The 2,158-nt window shown below is 51.2% G+C and carries 3 protein-coding genes; 2 read left to right on the top strand and 1 reads right to left on the bottom strand.

The window, feature by feature from the left end; all coding sequences use genetic code 11:
- The coding region (locus KK083_RS32300) for a DUF8484 domain-containing protein (RefSeq protein WP_254170293.1) at positions 1 to 236 on the top strand (236 nt) is incomplete at its 5' end.
- A gap of 403 nt (positions 237 to 639) precedes the next feature.
- The gene (locus KK083_RS32295; protein WP_254170292.1) at positions 640 to 858 is read left to right on the top strand and encodes a hypothetical protein; all 219 of its coding nucleotides are present in this window, start codon (positions 640 to 642) and stop codon (positions 856 to 858) included.
- Between the two features lie 330 nt (positions 859 to 1,188).
- Here KK083_RS32295 and KK083_RS32290 read toward each other — a convergent pair whose 3' ends face one another.
- Complete coding sequence (locus KK083_RS32290) at positions 1,189 to 1,776, bottom strand: hypothetical protein (RefSeq protein WP_254170291.1); 588 nt, start codon at positions 1,774 to 1,776, stop codon at positions 1,189 to 1,191.
- Positions 1,777 to 2,158: the final 382 nt, after the last annotated feature.

Raw genomic sequence — 2,158 nt, 5'->3', positions numbered from 1 at the left:
ATAACAGCACATACACCCCTTCAGACCTCCAGGCCCGCAACCTCGAGGACCATCACGCGTTGCGGTTCATGTCTACGCTGGACCGTTACCGTAAATTCGAAAACGACTCGCACCAGGAAGCGATGGACCTTCTCACCAAACGTATCAAAGACGTCCTCAACATCGAAAACCCCGACCCCGACCAGCGTCGTTTTTTACAAACGGTGTTGCAGGACTACGTTATTCTGAGCCGGTAATCCATTAACCGCGGAGGTCGCAGAGAAGGCGCAGAGGGCCGCAGATATTTCCACCCCCATCCCGCTGCACACTCAGCGTCTATTAGCACCCCATCGTCGACCCCACTTCCAGTCATATGCCATGAGGACATAAGCCAACCTTTGGCCTGGCAGTGGCATGCGCGGGTTGGGTTGAGTCCGAATGGCATATGACGAGGCCCCCGCCGCGGCCTCGGAGCGGCACCGAAAATTCAATTATTACTCAAAATCCACATCCAAAAAAACTAACACTCGACAGCAAGTAAGAAGGGCAAGGGCAGCTTTGATTGAGAAAATGAAATTGCAGTCTGACCTTCAAAGCCAGGATGAGATAACGTTATAAAGTGAATGGTATCGATTATTTTTAACAAAAGGACCAACAACCATGAAATTCGAAAAAGAGATCTCGATCATACTAAAGTCCCGTCGCCCTGACACGGACATGCTCAATGTCATAGAGGTGCTGGGTTACAACGCCGATCAGTTCCAGCAAGCCTTCGACATCGCCCTGGAGATGGACAACCGCAGCCTGGTGAAATTGTTGTACTCCAATTTCAACGCCGGAAAAGTGATCGTAGAGTTCACGCTACTAGGTAAGACATAATACGCAGTAGGCAAAAACCAATAGGCAATGAACGGGATACTACGTAACCCAACTGCATAATCAAAGCCCGCTCCATGTCGCAGCAACCCTATCGTCGACCCCGCTTCTTCCAGTCATATGCCATGAGGACATAAGCCTACCTTTGGCCTGGCAGTGGCATGTGCGGGTTGGGTTGAGTCCGAATGGCATATGACGAGGCCCCGCCGCGGCCTCGGAGCGGCACCGAAATCTTAATCAATTACTCAGAATCTACATTCAAATAAACCATCACTCGACCCATAACCCTGCAATTAAAAGGGACCCCGCCCGTGGAGTCCCTTACAATCTATTTTACTGCGGCAACGCAATCCCTCCTTTCTCGGCCACCTCACTGCACAACCCTTTCTTCCTGTAAGTAACCCTGATCACCATCCTGTAAGGCCCATAACTGGTAACCATATACCCTGAGATCCTTTGATAATTCGTGATCAGGTAATTGGAAGCGGGTCTGTTGCTGGCCGCCAGCGCTTTCCAGGTATTCATCTGAAAATTCAGTGAGCTTGCCGGGTAGCAGCAATTACTCAGGTCCACTTCAATATTGCGCGTTTCGGTGATGTTACCATTCCAGGTACAGTTAGACGGCAGCGGTTCCGTTCTGCAGTTGTTCATCATGTTCACCATCAGGTACTGGTTAGGATGATCCCTTCCCGTGCCCGCTGTAAAGTTGCAGCCGTCATTCGTCAGGTCATCAGGACAGCCGCCCAGGGCACTAAAAGGTCCAGAGTCGGCTTCGCCCGCAGGTGCTTCAATAGCCTCGGCATTTCTTGCTGCCTCCGGAGCCTCCAGTCCTTCGTCAGCGCACGCCGCCAGCAGGGCAAACGTTACAAAAGCAGCGATCTTCACGGACGCGCTCGTCCATCTTCTCAAGGTTGTTTTCATTTTTTTTGGTTTTAATCTGGTGCCTACTCTTTTACAGGATTTTCAGCGTTCTCCTTACGTCGTATGCCCCTATATCAACCAGATCAAAAAAATGTTACCCATCCCGTTGCCCCAACAAGTCTCCGGTACACTGCTAACCCAAATCCCGCCCCATGTCGCAGCAACTCTATCGTCGACCCCACTTCTTCCAGTCATATGCCATGAGGACATAAGCCAACTTTTGGTCTGGCAGGAGCATGCGCGGGTTGGGTTGAGTCCGAATGGCATATGACGAGGCCCCCGCCGCGGCCTCGGAGCGGCACCGAAATCTCAATCAGTTGCTCAAAATCACATCCAACAAAAGTATCATTTGACCCAGGTCCGAATCACGACTTGCATACCC

Source organism: Chryseosolibacter histidinae (assembly GCF_018598225.1).
Classification (GTDB): Bacteria; Bacteroidota; Bacteroidia; order Cytophagales; family Cyclobacteriaceae; genus Chryseosolibacter; species Chryseosolibacter histidini.
Note: the sequence above shows the minus strand (reverse complement) of the source record. Positions and strands in the feature narration are given on the sequence as shown.